This window comes from Gordonia cholesterolivorans (assembly GCF_039531975.1).
Classification (GTDB): domain Bacteria; phylum Actinomycetota; class Actinomycetes; order Mycobacteriales; family Mycobacteriaceae; genus Gordonia; species Gordonia sihwensis.
In genome coordinates this window covers 32,664-46,130 of the sequence record NZ_BAAARB010000008.1, presented here as the reverse complement: position 1 = coordinate 46,130, position 13,467 = coordinate 32,664, and the positions used below count along the sequence as shown (strand labels likewise).

Annotated in this window: 13 protein-coding genes; 7 read left to right on the top strand and 6 right to left on the bottom strand. The window is 67.9% G+C overall.

Annotation, left to right across the window (positions count from 1 at the left end; genetic code table 11):
• Window positions 1-71: 71 nt before the first annotated feature.
• Window positions 72-689, top strand: a complete 618-nt coding sequence (locus ABFX36_RS09265) for a TetR/AcrR family transcriptional regulator (RefSeq protein ID WP_006895258.1) — start codon at window positions 72-74, stop codon at window positions 687-689.
• 6 nt (window positions 690-695) lie between these two features.
• Here ABFX36_RS09265 and ABFX36_RS09260 read toward each other — a convergent pair whose 3' ends face one another.
• Window positions 696-1,229 (bottom strand): RDD family protein, encoded by a 534-nt coding sequence (locus ABFX36_RS09260; protein WP_006895256.1) that lies wholly within the window; start codon window positions 1,227-1,229, stop codon window positions 696-698.
• Between the two features lie 292 nt (window positions 1,230-1,521).
• On the opposite strand from ABFX36_RS09260, the gene glnA reads away from it, so the two are divergent.
• Complete coding sequence (gene glnA, locus ABFX36_RS09255) at window positions 1,522-2,955, top strand: type I glutamate--ammonia ligase (protein ID WP_006895255.1); 1,434 nt, start codon at window positions 1,522-1,524, stop codon at window positions 2,953-2,955.
• 255 nt (window positions 2,956-3,210) lie between these two features.
• On the opposite strand, the gene ABFX36_RS09250 is transcribed toward glnA, so the two are convergent.
• Window positions 3,211-3,798, bottom strand: coding sequence for a TetR/AcrR family transcriptional regulator (locus ABFX36_RS09250; RefSeq protein WP_039866984.1), 588 nt, complete (start codon window positions 3,796-3,798; stop codon window positions 3,211-3,213).
• Between the two features lie 96 nt (window positions 3,799-3,894).
• On the opposite strand from ABFX36_RS09250, the gene ABFX36_RS09245 reads away from it, so the two are divergent.
• The 4 genes from ABFX36_RS09245 to ABFX36_RS09230 all read left to right on the top strand — a co-directional run bounded on the left by ABFX36_RS09245 (window position 3,895) and on the right by ABFX36_RS09230 (window position 7,000).
• Window positions 3,895-4,383, top strand: coding sequence for an SRPBCC family protein (locus ABFX36_RS09245; protein WP_006895253.1), 489 nt, complete (start codon window positions 3,895-3,897; stop codon window positions 4,381-4,383).
• Window positions 4,384-4,647: 264 nt separating this feature from the next.
• Complete coding sequence (locus ABFX36_RS09240) at window positions 4,648-5,658, top strand: alpha/beta hydrolase (RefSeq protein WP_006895252.1); 1,011 nt, start codon at window positions 4,648-4,650, stop codon at window positions 5,656-5,658.
• Between the two features lie 149 nt (window positions 5,659-5,807).
• Window positions 5,808-6,422 carry an FKBP-type peptidyl-prolyl cis-trans isomerase gene (locus ABFX36_RS09235; RefSeq protein WP_039866935.1) on the top strand — a complete coding sequence of 205 codons (615 nt, stop codon included), beginning with the start codon at window positions 5,808-5,810 and terminating at the stop codon, window positions 6,420-6,422.
• 11 nt (window positions 6,423-6,433) lie between these two features.
• Window positions 6,434-7,000, top strand: coding sequence for an FKBP-type peptidyl-prolyl cis-trans isomerase (locus ABFX36_RS09230; protein ID WP_006895250.1), 567 nt, complete (start codon window positions 6,434-6,436; stop codon window positions 6,998-7,000).
• 16 nt (window positions 7,001-7,016) lie between these two features.
• Here the strand turns inward: ABFX36_RS09230 and ABFX36_RS09225 are convergent, their stop codons facing one another.
• A complete protein-coding gene (locus ABFX36_RS09225; RefSeq protein ID WP_006895249.1) occupies window positions 7,017-8,579 on the bottom strand; it encodes an AMP-binding protein in 1,563 nt (520 codons plus the stop codon).
• A gap of 126 nt (window positions 8,580-8,705) precedes the next feature.
• On the opposite strand from ABFX36_RS09225, the gene ABFX36_RS09220 reads away from it, so the two are divergent.
• Window positions 8,706-9,524, top strand: a complete 819-nt coding sequence (locus tag ABFX36_RS09220) for a TetR family transcriptional regulator (protein WP_006895248.1) — start codon at window positions 8,706-8,708, stop codon at window positions 9,522-9,524.
• Between the two features lie 43 nt (window positions 9,525-9,567).
• Here the strand turns inward: ABFX36_RS09220 and ABFX36_RS09215 are convergent, their stop codons facing one another.
• The 3 genes from ABFX36_RS09215 to ABFX36_RS09205 all read right to left on the bottom strand — a co-directional run bounded on the left by ABFX36_RS09215 (window position 9,568) and on the right by ABFX36_RS09205 (window position 13,425).
• Window positions 9,568-11,241 (bottom strand): AMP-binding protein, encoded by a 1,674-nt coding sequence (locus ABFX36_RS09215; protein WP_006895247.1) that lies wholly within the window; start codon window positions 11,239-11,241, stop codon window positions 9,568-9,570.
• On the bottom strand, window positions 11,238-12,194 hold the full coding sequence (locus ABFX36_RS09210) for a cyclase family protein (RefSeq protein ID WP_006895246.1): 957 nt from the start codon (window positions 12,192-12,194) through the stop codon (window positions 11,238-11,240). The genes ABFX36_RS09215 and ABFX36_RS09210 overlap by 4 nt, the downstream gene beginning before the upstream one ends.
• A gap of 124 nt (window positions 12,195-12,318) precedes the next feature.
• Window positions 12,319-13,425 carry an esterase/lipase family protein gene (locus ABFX36_RS09205; protein ID WP_231650251.1) on the bottom strand — a complete coding sequence of 369 codons (1,107 nt, stop codon included), beginning with the start codon at window positions 13,423-13,425 and terminating at the stop codon, window positions 12,319-12,321.
• Between the last annotated feature and the right edge of the window lie 42 nt (window positions 13,426-13,467).

The window sequence follows — 13,467 nt, the reverse complement described above, 5'->3', positions numbered from 1 at the left end:
ATGGCACCGATGATCGTTCAGATACCATCGGTATGTCAATACCTTCGGTATCTGAAATGAGGAGGTCCGATATGGCCAGGATCAGCCGCGCCGACCAGAAGGAGCGGAACCGAGCGGCTCTTCTCGCCACCGCACGCACCCAGTTCCTCGACGCCGGCTACGCGGCGACCAGCCTCGATGCGATCGCCGAGGCGGCGGGCTTCTCGAAGGGCGCGGTGTACTCCAACTTCAAGGACAAGCCGACGCTCTGCCGGGCCGTGCTCGAGGACATCCACGGGGAGAAGCTGAACGAGCTGCGCGGCATCGTCGAACAGAGCACCGACCTGCACGGGATGCTCGACGCTTTCGCAGCGTGGGTGCGCCGCACCATCGGCGACGTGGAGTGGACGATGCTCGAAATGGAGTTCGCGGTGCTCTCACGGCATCATCCGGAACAGAAGGCGATGATCGTCTCCCTGCGTGAGGATGCGCGCGACGCCCTGGCCGGGCTTCTCGAAACCGTTCTCGGAGACTTCTCGCCGCTCATCGACCAGGCGGCGGCGGACACCTCGAATCCGGTGCCCACGCGGGACGAGATCGCCGACCTGATTCTCAGCACCGGAATCGGGCTCGGGATCCAACGAGCCATCGACCCGGCCGTGTCCGTCGAACCCGGCATCGCGTTGATCCGGTCGGCGTTCGGCCGGTGAGTCGACTCAGCGCGTGCGGACGATGGCCGTTCCGGTCGCGCGGTCGTGCATCGCGCGACCGTTGTAGTCGTTGATGAGTGCCGGCACCACGAAGATCAGAATCGCTTGGCGGCCGAGGGCCCGAATCGGCCCGACCGCGGCCCTCGGCGTCTCCCCGCGAGCCTCCGCGGCGCCGCGATCACTGCCCAGATCCACCCGTACCACCCGCGTGCCCGCGATGAACTGCCCCGGGGTGAAGCCGAAGAAGGCCACCGCCAGCACACCGATCACGAACCAGATGATCAACTGCGGCGTCGCCGCCGCACGCATGGTCATCTCCAGACTCGACGCCATCTCCTGAGCCGGCCGCACGCCGACGATCACGATCGCGAGGCCGCCGGCGATCAGCCAGTCGAACAGCAACCCCACCACGCGCAGCCACCCGCCGGCGAGAGCGCCCGGTCCGTCCTGCGGCAACCCGAGATCCTGCCCGCGGTACTCGTTCTCCGTGGCACCCGGGAACTGCGGCCCCGACAGCCACGTACTCGTCGCGCGCGCCACTACTGGGCCCCTCGGGAAACGGTCATGAATACCACGGTCATGAATGCCATGGTAGCCAGCTTCCCCGTGCACCCCAATAACGTGACTCCGACCACACCGCCGTGCGCGCGACGCGGTCTTTCGTAACGCGCCGGCCATCGGTGTAACACGGGGGAAACATTGGTTTAGCGCACGAGCAACGTCATCTCCGTACTCTGGTTGCCGAGATTCGTGCTGCCCTCGCGAGGGTGGCACGGGTTCTGTGTCAGAGAGTTTCTGACCGGATCTTCACCAAGAAGGAGTCAGGCGAACCGTGTACAACACGAACGAGGAACTGCTCGAGGGGATCAAGGCCGAAGGTGTCGAGTACGTCGACATCCGCTTCTGTGACCTGCCGGGAACGATGCAGCACTTCTCCATCCCCGCAGCAGCATTCACCGAGGACGTCTTCGAAGAGGGCCTGGCATTCGACGGTTCGTCGGTTCGCGGCTTCCAGTCGATCGACGAGTCGGACATGATGCTCCTCCCCGACCCGGCCACCGCGCGGATCGACCCGTTCCGCAAGGCGAAGACGATGAACATCAGCTTCTTCGTTCACGACCCGTTCACCCGCGAGGCCTACAGCCGCGATCCCCGCAACGTCGCGCGCAAGGCCGAGGAGTACCTCGCCTCCACCGGCATCGCCGACGCCTGCTTCTTCGGCGCGGAGGCCGAGTTCTACATCTTCGACTCGGTCTCGTTCAGCTCCGAGATGAACTCGACCCACTACGAGGTCGAGTCGGAGTCAGGTTGGTGGAACGCCGCGTCGCCGACCAACCCCGACGGCACCCCGAACAAGGGCTACAAGGTCCGCCAGAAGGGCGGCTACTTCCCCGTCGCCCCGTACGACCACTACGTCGACCTGCGCGACGAGATGTCGACCAACCTGACCAACTCGGGCTTCACCCTCGAGCGCGGCCACCACGAGGTCGGCACCGGCGGCCAGGCGGAGATCAACTACCGCTTCAACACGCTGCTGCACGCCGCGGACGACGTTCAGCTGTTCAAGTACATCATCAAGAACACCGCGTGGCAGAACAACAAGTCGGTCACCTTCATGCCGAAGCCGCTCTTCGGCGACAACGGTTCGGGCATGCACGCTCACCAGTCGCTCTGGAAGGACGGCAAGCCGCTGTTCCACGACGAGTCGGGCTACGCCGGACTGTCGGACATCGCGCGCTACTACATCGGCGGCATCCTGCACCACGCTCCGTCGCTGCTGGCCTTCACCAACCCGACCATCAACTCCTACAAGCGCCTGGTTCCGGGCTACGAGGCTCCGATCAACCTCGTCTACAGCCAGCGCAACCGCAGCGCCTGTGTGCGCATCCCGATCACCGGCAACAACCCGAAGGCCAAGCGCATCGAGTTCCGCTGCCCCGACAGCTCGGGCAACCCGTACCTGGCATTCGCGGCGATGATGATGGCCGGCCTGGACGGCATCAAGAACCGCATCGAGCCGCACGAGCCGGTCGACAAGGACCTCTACGAGCTCCCGCCGGAGGAGGCCAAGGGCATCCCGCAGGCACCGACCTCGCTGTCTGCCGTGATCGATCGCCTCGAGCAGGACCACGACTACCTGACCAACGGCGGCGTCTTCACCGAGGACCTCATCGAGACCTGGATCGCACTCAAGCGCGAGAACGAGATCGAGCCGATCCAGATCCGCCCGCACCCGTACGAGTTCAACCTGTACTACGACTGCTGACGTCTGACCTGCTGCTACGCCTTTTCGGTACGCAGTAGAGCCCGCAGTCCCCTCGACCCGCTCCGCGATCACCTTCCCGATCGCCGAGCGGGTCGACTCGTCTGAGTCCGGCGATGACAGAGCCGATCCACCCGCTCGGGCTCACGTCCATCCGTGACGAGCCCCGTTCCCTCTGCTCGACGAACCGTCGACCGGGCTCGATGTCGCCGCGCATGAACAGTGCCGAGACAGACGTGCGCAGGTGCCCGCGCCGGCCTACCCGATGAGATCGAGCGCCAGGTCTCGCGCTCGGTCGAGTTGCTCCTCGCTTCCGAAGAGTTCGCGGTGGACGTTCGCCGCACACAGGTAGGCGTCGATGCGGAACGCGTCCCCGGCCGGGTCAGCGACCCCCGCCTCTCGCAACTCGGACTCCAGCAGATCGAGCCACTCACGCTTCAACGCACGCACCGCGTCCGCTACGTCACCCTCACGGCGCCCGTACTCGGCCGTACTCGCGACGATGAAGCAGCCGCCGGGGAAGACCGCTGCCCGCAGGTAGGCGACCCAGCAGTCCAACAATGCCCGCAACCGCGGCCTGCCCGGCTCATGTCCCCATGCCGGAGCCACAACCGCCTCCAGATAGATCGCGCGCGCCTCGGCGACAGCAGCCACCTGGATCGCCTCCCTGGTACCGAACACCGTCAGGATCCCGCTCTTACTCAACCCGGTCGCCGCCGCGAGCGACCCGACGCTGATCGAGTCGAGCCCATGGGTGGTGGCGATCTCCGCCGCCTTCCGCGCGACGGTGCGACGCGTGAGATCTCCACGCGCACGGCGCCCGTCGACCTTCGAGTCCGACGTCATGGTCCGAGAATATGCGACCGACTTGACGCGAACCATCGGCGCTACCTACGCTCCACAACAACACGTCCGATCGAACGTATAGTTTGGAGACCCTCCGTGCCCGTCCCCTCCGCAGAGCTCCTGCACGACACCATCGACATCGACGCCACCCCGGAACAGGTCTGGGAACTGATCAGCGACCTGCGCCGCATGCCGCAGTGGAGTCCCCAGGTCGACTCCGTGCGGCTGCGCGAAGGCTTCGACCGGATCGAGCTCGGTGCCGAGTTCACACATCTCAACCATGAAGGCGACCTCAAGTGGACAACCCACAGCACGATCGTGCGGTTCGAGCCTGAGCAGGAGATCGCCTTCCGGATCGAGGAGAACTGGGTCGTCTGGTCGTTCCAGACCACTCCCCTACCCAAGGGCCAGACGCGCCTGAGCCAGCGGCGCGAGACACCGGCCGGCATCTCCGACTACTCACGGGAACTCACCGAGAAGTACCTCGGCGGACAGCAAGCCTTCACTCAGGTCTTGCGCGCCGGAATGCGTCAGACGCTCGAGGCGATCAAGGCCGCCGCCGAACAGTCCGACCGCACCACCTGATCCGAGGCCACCGGCAAGTCGGTTCCCCAGCCTTGTCGCGTGCGATTGTTCGCGCGTGTGCCCGACTGAACGGGTCGTGACCGGTCCCGCGACACCAGCGCTGTTTCTGTGCCTTCCGGCGCGCTGTGCGCGCAACCACCGCCGTCCGCGGTGCTACAACTTACTGCGAGTCCGCCGGTCCCGATCGGCGTCTCCTTCCGGCGCCCTCCCGGCCCCCCGATACCGCAGCGGCTCGCGTCGCTCACGGAAGTGAAAAGAACTCGTATGAAGATCCGTTCCCTGGCAGGTCTGTTCGCCGGCCTGCTCACCCTGACGGCCGCTGCGACCGGTACGACGGTCATGGCCGCGTCCGCGTCCGCCACGGCTCCCTCCCACATCGTGTCGGTGGCCGACGGTGCCACCCCGCAGCACAAAGTGGTCACCGTCTACTCGCAGTCGATGCAGCGCGACATCCCGCTCGACGTCCTGCGGCCCGCCGACACCCGCAAGCCGGCTCCGGTGCTGTACCTGCTCAACGGCGCCGGCGGCGGCGAGGACTCCGCGAGCTGGGCCCTGCGCACCAACTACGTCGAGTTCTTCCGCACCAAGCACGTCAACGTGGTGACCCCGCTCAAGGGCATGTTCTCCTACTACACCGACTGGGAGCGCGACGACGAGGTCCTCGGCAAGCAGAAGTGGCAGACCTTCCTGACGAAGGAGCTTCCTCCCCTGCTCGACAAGAGGTTCAAGACCAGCGGAAAGAACGGCATCGCGGGCATCTCGATGGCGGGCACATCGGTACTGAACCTCGCCATCGCCGCGCCGGCGCTGTACAAGATCACTGCCTCGTACAGCGGCTGCGCTCGCACCAGCGACAAGGTCGGCCAGCAGTACATCCGCACGGTGGTGGAGAGCCGAGGCAAGGCCGACACCCGCAATATGTGGGGACCGTACGACGGCCCCGGCTGGCGCAAGAACGATCCGTACCTCAACGCCGAGAAGCTCCGCGGCACCCAGATCTATCTCTCCTCCAACTCCGGGCTCCCCGGGCAGGACGAGTCGATCGAGCCCGGAAGCACCGCGGCGCAGGGCGTCTCGCTGGCCGACCGGGTGGTTCTCGGCGGCGCCATCGAAGCCGCCACCAACGTCTGCACCCAACAGATGGCGCAACGCCTGGCGCAGCTGAAGATCCCCGCCCGCGTGGAACTGCATCCGCAGGGCACCCACTCGTGGGGCTACTGGGAGCGCGAACTGCACTCGTCCTGGCCGATGATCGCCAAGGCCATCGGAGCCTGACCGGAACCGGGCACCACACGTGCGGGCGGCGGCTCGGAGTCCTGTCGGGGGACTCCGAGCCGCCGCTCTGCGTGAGGTGTGCCACCGACGTTTTCGTGCCACGTCCGGGCCCAGGAACCTATCAGTCCGGGCTGCTAGTGTCGTCGCCCATGAAGCGCAAGTCTCTCCTCCTGGTCCCCGCGGCGGCGGCCCTGCTGGCCGTGGCCGGATGCTCCTCCGACGACACCGCGGGCAGCGCGCAGACCAGCCTCGACGTGACCACGCCCAGTCCGACAATGGACGGCGGGATGTGCCCGGAGGCCGATCCGCCGGCCGACACCAGACCGCAGTGGCAGGTGATGGGTGCGACGGGCAGCGCGGAGATCGCCGCCTCCACCGATACCGCCGGGCCGCTCATCAAGATCACCCCGCCGTTCAGCGTCGATGAGACCCAGGTCAAGACACTGGCACCGGGAACCGGCGACGAGATCACGGACGCCTCCATCGTCAACGTCTGCTACGAGGGCGTCGACGGCCGCGACGGCCAGACCTTCGACAGCTCCTACCAGAAGGGCACGCCCACCCGCCTGCACGCCGACGGCGTGGTTCCGGGTTTCCGCAAAGCGCTCGTCGGACAGCGCGTCGGCGCCTCGGTGGCAGTGGTGATGACCTCCGCCGACGGATACCCCGACGGCAGTCCCGACGGAACCATCAAGCCCGGAGACAGCATCGTGTTCGTCCTCAAGATCATGGCTGCGGAACCGGCCTCGGCGACCGACGGATAGGCTGATCGACCATGAAGCTCAAGGCACTGGTCCTCCTTCCCCTCGCCGCCTCCGCGCTCGCCCTGACCGCGTGCTCGTCCGACGACGGCGACAGCTCGGCCGCCGACACCACGAGCTGCGCGCCGACGCCGCAGAACGTCTCCGGAGCGCCCTCGTGGACCGTCGACGGCGTGCAGGGCAAGGCCGCTTTCACCGTCACCGACGACGCGAAGAACGCTGCGCCGGCGATCACCCTGACCACACCGTTCAAGGTCGACAAGACTCAGGTGAAGACGCTCATCGCGGGAAATGGCTCCGAGGTGACCGACGCGACCACCGTCTCCGTCTGCTACGAGGGGGTCAACGGCACCACGGGTCAGGTCTTCGACAGCGCTTACCAGCGAGGCGAGCCGGCCCAGTTCCCGGCCTCCGGCGTGGTTCCCGGCTTCCGTCAGGCCCTCGTCGGCCAGAAGGTCGGCTCCACCGTCGGCGTGGTGATCCCCTCCGCCGACGGCTATCCCGACGGCAATCCGGGCGCTTCCATCAACAAGGGCGACACCATCGTCTTCGGGCTCAAGATCCTGGAGGCACAGGGCTGAACCGGCCTCGGTCGGCTCATCCGCGCAGGCGTCTGCGCAGCACCTTGCCGGTGGCCGTCTTCGGCAGGGCAGGGAGCACGGTGATGCTGCGGGGACGTTTGTACGCCGCGAGCTGAGCCGCCGCGAACTCCTCGATGTCGGTGACGGTGGCGGTGGCCCCGGATTCGAAGGCGATGAAGGCGCTGACCACTTCGCCTCGTGTGTCATCGGGCACTCCGACGACGGCGGCCTCGGCGATCGCCGGATGGCGGTAGAGCACCTCCTCCACCTCGCGCGGCCAGACCTTGTAGCCGGCGGTGGTGATCATGTCCTTACGCCGGTCGATCAGGAACACCCACCCGTCCGTATCGCGGAAGCCGATGTCGCCGGTCCGCAGCGCGCCGTCGCCCGGGCCGCCGACGATCGAACCGTCCTGCCAGTACCCGGGGCTCACCTGCGGTCCGGCGATCTCCACCTCGCCGATGACACCTGGGCCGACCGGCTCTCCGGAGTCGTCGAGGATTCGGCAGCGCGTGGCCGCGACCGGCATCCCGATCGACAGTGCGCCGGACTCGCGGTCGATCGGCCCGAGCCGCCCCACGGGCGTCGCTATCGCGGGCGAGGTGGTCTCGGTGAGCCCGTAGACGATGCTGAGCTCGGTGCCCGTGCGTTCGGCCACCCGTGCGGCGGTGTCCGCCGACACCGGCGCACCGCCGGTCGCGAGCCATTTCACGGACCGGAAGTCGTCGGGACCGTCGGCTTCCTCGGCGAGCGCGACGATCGCACTGATGACGCCGATCACGAATGCCGGCCGATGCTCGCGCAGCGCGCGCACCAGCACCGGCGGATCGAACCGGTGCGCGAGGATCAGCGGCGCCCCCACACGCAGCGCGAGCGCCACGTGGCCGACGATTCCGGTGACGTGGAACAGCGGAGTGATCCCGAGGATCTCGTCATCGGAGCCGATCGTCGTCCACCGGCGGAACAGCTCTGCGCCCGCGGTGAGGTTGCCGTGGGTCACCACAGCGGCCTTCGGCACTCCGGTGGTGCCCGACGTGTACAGCAGCAGAGCGGGGTCGTCGCGGCCCGGATCGGCGCCGCGCACCGGGCCGGACCACGGCAGCGCGGGCAGCGATCCCGGCGCCGGGTCGGTCTTCGCCGCCCAGTCGCCGATCGAGGTCAGCACCACCGTCCGCACATCGGTGTCGCCGTCGGCGATCACCGATTGCGCACCCGCGGCGTACAACTCGTCGAGGCACACGAGCGCCCGCGCACCGGTGTCGACCAACGCGAACGCCGTCTCCCGCCGGGTGTTCATCGGGTTGAGCGGTACCGCGATCCCGCCGGCCTTCCACGCGGCGACGAGGGCGATGACGAATGCGGGGCTGTTCTGCGTGAGGATGGCCAGCCGGTCGCCCGAGGAGAATCCCTGTCCGATCAAGTGGTGCGCGAGCGCATCCGAATGCCTGTCGACGTCGCGCATCGTGAGCACGCCGTCGAAGTAGCGGATCAGCGGACGGCCGGAGCCGGCGGCGACCGCTTCGTGGAACATCGTGAGCCCGGATGTCGGCCTCGGCAGGTCGGATCCGTCGTCGATCATCAGTTCGCGCCCTCATTCGTCGCTGGTTGCCCGCACCCGCGATTGTAAGCGGCGGCAACCGGGACAAGGTCGCTTTCGCGGCCCGGTCGCGCCCCGGAACCGTTGCGGCCTATTACCGTTGACCCCATGCCCGATCCATGCGCCCGCGCGCAGCTGATGATCCGGCCGGCTCGCGAGCTCGCCGGGATCTCGATGCGAGAGCTCGCCCGTCGCGTGGGAGTCAGCGTCGGGACGATGAGCGGGATCGAGACCGGCAAGACCGCGGCCTCACCGGAACGGCTCGCGGCCATCGCCGCCGAACTCGACACGACGATCACCGCGCTCACCGAGCTCCAGTCACCACAGCCGGCCGACGCGGCCAAGGAGTTCGACTGGCGCGACTATCCCGACCGCGAGATCGACCCCGCCCTCGCCGCGGCCATCGGTTGCTTCGTGGAGACCGGATATCACGGCGCGACCATGAGGACCGTCGCGGCCGCGGCCGGACTCAGCGCAGCCGGCGTGTATCACCACTATCCGAGCAAGCAGTCGTTGCTCACCGCCGTCTTCGACCTCGCGTACACCGAGCTCGCGGCACACGTCGAGGCCGCCGCGGACGTCGACGACCGGGTGCTCGCACTCGGCAACGTCTGCGAGGCGGTCGCGCTGTTCGCCGCGGTTCGGCGCGACGTGATGCGGATCGTCGTGACCGACCGTGCCAACCTCGACCCCGCGGACCGGCCGCGAATAGAGGCGGTGTCGGGGCGGCTGCTCGAGGTGGTCCGCGCGCAGTTGCCCGACGGCGACGACGAGGACTCCGCGGCGACCGCGCGCGCCGTCCTCGACCTCTGCACCGGCGTCTGCCGGCTGGAGCGCATCGACGATCCCGCCGACATCGCGGTCCGCTACCGCCGTTTCGGTCTCCGTCTCGCGGGACTCGACGGCGTCGGGTCCCGGCCGGGCTGAGCCGGTCGGGACCCGACCGCCGACAGGCGCGGGGCGACGCCGTTCAGGCGCGCGCGGCCGCCTGGTCGCGCAGCGTGCGGCGCAACACCTTGCCGGTCGCGGTCTTCGGCAGTTCGTCGAGGATCTCCACCGATCTCGGGTACTTGTAGGCCGCCATCTGCGACTTGCAGAACTCGACGATCTCCTCGCCGGTGGCGGCCTTGCCCGGTTGAAGGGAGACGAAGGCCTTCACCGTCTCCCCCCGGTACTCGTCGGGCACGCCGACCACCGCTGCCTCGGCGACGGCCGGATGACCGTACAAGACGTCTTCCACTTCACGGGGCCACACCTTGTAACCGGATGCGTTGATCATGTCCTTCTTGCGATCGACCAGGTAGAACCAGCCGTCGGAGTCCATGAAGCCGACGTCGCCGGTGCGCAGTTCACCGCCGGGAATCGACTCGGCGGTGGCGTCCGGACGGTTCCAGTATCCCGGCACCACCTGGGGCCCCGAGGTCGCGAACTCGCCGATCGCACCCACCGGCAGGTCTTCACCGTCGTCGTCGACGACCCGGACCACGGTGTTGAACACCGGCACCCCGACCGACAGGGCCCCGGACTCGCCGTCCACCGGCGCCCGCACTCCGAAGGGCACCGCATGCGACGGTGAGTTGGTCTCCGTGAGGCCGTAGATGTTGTGGATGTACGCACCGAACACCGATTCGAGACGATCGGCCACCGCGGGCGCGATCGGCGCGCCGCCCGAGTACAGGGCCCGCAGCGAGTCGAAGTCACCCGGCCGCGCGCCGCCGGAGTCGGCGAGGGCGATGTAGGCGGTGATCGCACCGACGGTGAACGTCGGACGGTGTTCGCGCACGGCGTCCACCATCACCGCGGGCGCGAACCGGTGCGTGAGGACCAGCGGAATCCGGAGCAGCGGAGCGAGCATCACGTGGCCCACGAGACCGGTGATGTGGAACAGCGGCGCGACGCCGAGCACCACGTCCTCACCGGTGAGCCCGATCCAGTCCCGGTAGGTCTGCGCATTGAACGCCAGGTTGCCGTGAGTATTCAACGCACCCTTGGGTTTTCCAGTGGTACCGGACGTGTAGGTCAAGACCGCCAGATCGTCCGCAGACGGCGCCGTCGGCGTCACGGGAGTGCCGTCGTGCTCGGCGATGATCGCCGACAGGGCACGGGTGCCGACCGGCACGTCGGCGCTCTGGTCGCCGAGCACCCGGTCGTCGTCGCGCGACTGACCGTCGAGCGCCGACACCGAGATCACCGTGCGGACGGCGGTCGTGCCGCCCGCGATGACCTCCGCGGCCACCTCGTCGTACAGAGTGTTCAGCGTCAGCAGCGCCGTCGCCCCCGAATCCTCGAGGAGGTAGGCGAGTTCTCGCTGTCGATTCATCGGGTTGACGGCCACGGCGGATCCGCCGGCCTTCCACGCCGCGAGGAGTCCGATCACGAACGCCGGGTTGTTCTGCACGTAGACCGCCAAGCGATCCCCGGCCGTGAAGCCGTCGGCGCGCAGTGCACCGGCGAGCGCGTCCGCGGCCGCGTCGAGTTCGCCGTAGGTCAGCACTCCGTCGAAGTACTTGATCGCCGGAGCGTCAGGAGCGTGGGCGGCGGCGCTCATGAAGATCTGGAGTGCGGACGCGTTCTCCGCGGTGATGTCCGTCGGCGTACCGGCCCGATACCGCGCGAGCCAGGGACGGTCGGTGTACGCGCTCACTTGATCGCCACCGGGTTCACCGGGGCACCGGTGGCGCGGTGGATCTTGAGCGGGGCCGCGACGTAGAACGACGTGTAACGACCGTCCGCCGCGGAGTCCTCGGCGAGTCGCTCCAAGTCGCAGATCTCGGTGAACGCGATACCGAGATTGCGCATCAGCGCGTTGTGCAGCACCAGCGCGACTCCGCTGTCGGGGTCGAAGGTCACCTCGTTGGCGATGGTGTCGGTGACCAGGTTCGGGATCTCCATCTCCTGGAACCACTCGACGAGCTCCGGCGAGTACACCAGTCCCGACTCGCAGAAGTCCTCGTAGAAGGCGTCTCCCTTCTCGAAGAACAACTGCAGGTGGTTGGTCCGGATCATGAGGATGTCGCGCTCGGCGATCGGCGTGCCCTGCGCTTCGGCGCAGGCGATCAGATCCTCGTGCGTGAACGTCTCCCCCGGGTCGAGATAGTCCTTCCCGCGGAATCGGGCCATGTCTAGCAGATTCGCCCGCCCCGCGACACCGCGCTGGGCGATCGGCTCCACGCTCGCCTTGTCGAGGCCACCGATGGTGGTGCGGGCGTCGAAGCCGTTCCAGATCTTGCCGTCGTACCAGACGTGGCCGAGCGCGTCGTATTGCGTGGACCCCTGCAGGAATGCGTTCAGCTTGTCGTCGGCGTAGTGCAATCCGCCCGGGAACGCCGGCCCGTCGCCGCCCTCGTCCCAGTGCGACTCGTCCAAGATCATCTCGCGGGTGGCCGGACTGCGGCCCGGCCACACCGGATCGCCGGCGGGGTCTCCGATGAGCCGCTGCAGCGTGAACAGTTCGCCCTTCCGGATCTCCGACGCCCCCGCGAGAACCTGGTCCGGGGTCAGGTAGTTCAACGATCCGACCTCGTCGTCGGGGCCCCACTTGCCCCAGTTGGACGGTGCGTCGGCCAGCAGATCGGTAAGGTCGGGAGCATCGGTCATGGGAGTCACACCTTCCAGAATTGAACACTCACTACCGAGCGTTCGGTTTGTTCAGGTGTGACTACACTCACCCCTCTCCGTCCGGATGTCAAGGCTTCGCCGCGGAATCGCGTGAAAGCCGACGTCAGCGATCCCGTCGCGACGGAGCGAACGGTGTGATGAACTCCGGGGCCCCACCGGTTCGGCGCAGCAGCGGCGAGCCGAAGAACGGCGCCACCAGCCGGCAGGGCACCACGCGCACGTCGCGGCCCTCGAGAGCGTTGACGACCATCGCCGCGGCGCGCGGCGAGCCGCAGATGCCCAGGTGGTCGGAGAAGTCCTTGCCGCACCCGTCCTGCAGGACGATGTTGGTGACGTCGTGACCGGGTCCGCCCTCCGCCTGCCCCGAGGTGTACGGGCGCACCAGTTCGTCGTGAACCGTGGAGATGTTGGTGTACGCGGTCCCGCGCACGTACGGACTGCCGCCGGAGTTCAGGCGGCGCAGGAACGTCGACCCCTGCATCATCTGCGGCAAGGCATGACATGGGATCACCGCGCTCGGATCGATCCCCAGCCGGCGCTCGAGTTGCGCGGCCACGGGGCGTGCGCGGGCGAAAGTCGAGGTCCCCTGCCACAAGGGGGCGAGGGAGACGTATCTTCGGATCCGGTCCTCCCCGCCCAGGAACTTGGCCCAGTACGCCGGGACGAGCGTGCCCTGCGAATGCCCCACCACGTCGATGCGGTCGGTTCCCGTCGATGCCATCACCTTCTCGGCGAATCGGCCGAACTCGGCGGCGCTGTCCTCGATCCGGCTCATGCCGCCGAGCGCGGAGATGGGCCACCTGGCGCCCTCCGTGGCTCCGTAGGTGAGCGTGAACACCGAGAATCCCGCACCCACAAGGAGCGGAACGTATGTGCCCCAGTTGGTCTGCGCACCGCCCGCCGTGCCGTGCACGAGGATCACCGGAACCGGATGCTCCGGATCACACGGAACGTCCCACCGATTCGCGCCCGGCAGCGATCCGCCGGGATGCGCCAGTTCGGGACCGATTCCGGAGAAGAAGTCGTAGACCACCCGGTTGGACGCGCGCTGCCGTTCGCTGCCGACCTCCACGAGCAGGTCGAGAGGCAGAGCTTGCGCGAGCGTCTGCGCCGCACGCAACGCCGGCGCGGCCGCCTTCTGGCCGGCGCGGATACCCGCGGTGATCGCATCGGCGACCGGTCGGCCCCACGCTCGGTGCAGAATGCTCACGTCTCGCAGCACGCCTCTCGTCCGGCCGCGACTCCGTGGGCC

What these genes read in the sequence shown, in the direction of transcription:
- ABFX36_RS09265 (WP_006895258.1), top strand. Translation starts at nt 72, where the DNA reads ATGGCCAGGATCAGCCGCGCCGACCAGAAGGAGCGGAACCGAGCGGCT.
- ABFX36_RS09250 (WP_039866984.1), bottom strand. Translation starts at nt 3,798, where the DNA reads ATGACGTCGGACTCGAAGGTCGACGGGCGCCGTGCGCGTGGAGATCTC.
- ABFX36_RS09240 (WP_006895252.1), top strand. Translation starts at nt 4,648, where the DNA reads ATGAAGATCCGTTCCCTGGCAGGTCTGTTCGCCGGCCTGCTCACCCTG.
- ABFX36_RS09235 (WP_039866935.1), top strand. Translation starts at nt 5,808, where the DNA reads ATGAAGCGCAAGTCTCTCCTCCTGGTCCCCGCGGCGGCGGCCCTGCTG.
- ABFX36_RS09230 (WP_006895250.1), top strand. Translation starts at nt 6,434, where the DNA reads ATGAAGCTCAAGGCACTGGTCCTCCTTCCCCTCGCCGCCTCCGCGCTC.
- ABFX36_RS09225 (WP_006895249.1), bottom strand. Translation starts at nt 8,579, where the DNA reads ATGATCGACGACGGATCCGACCTGCCGAGGCCGACATCCGGGCTCACG.
- ABFX36_RS09220 (WP_006895248.1), top strand. Translation starts at nt 8,706, where the DNA reads ATGCCCGATCCATGCGCCCGCGCGCAGCTGATGATCCGGCCGGCTCGC.
- ABFX36_RS09210 (WP_006895246.1), bottom strand. Translation starts at nt 12,194, where the DNA reads ATGACCGATGCTCCCGACCTTACCGATCTGCTGGCCGACGCACCGTCC.